General features: G+C 47.3%; 1 protein-coding gene. It reads right to left on the bottom strand.

Annotated elements, in window-relative coordinates:
* Positions 1–264 (bottom strand): ATP-binding protein (locus tag ACFIO5_RS13350; RefSeq protein ID WP_375705676.1); only part of this gene is annotated, 264 nt, incomplete at both ends.

Genomic DNA, 264 nt, shown 5'->3' with positions numbered 1-264 from the left:
AATCGATTTGACAGCGTATTCCTTTTGCGCAAACATGATTTTTTTCGCCTGCCATGCCACATCGACAAGGGTTCATCGCGGCAATGAGTTGGATACGGGCAGGATAGCTGATATGGTGGTTAGCGCGGGCGATAACACATTCTCCGCTTTCTAAAGGTTGACGAAGAGAATCGAGGACCTGTGGAGAAAATTCCGGTAATTCGTCAAGAAATAAGACACCATTATGTGCAAGCGAGACTTCTCCCGGTCGTGCTTTAAGTCCAC

It is taken from the genome of Bartonella sp. AA86SXKL, assembly GCF_042196885.1.
The sequence above is the reverse complement of the archived record's forward strand: the minus strand, read 5'-3'. Positions and strand labels throughout refer to the sequence as shown.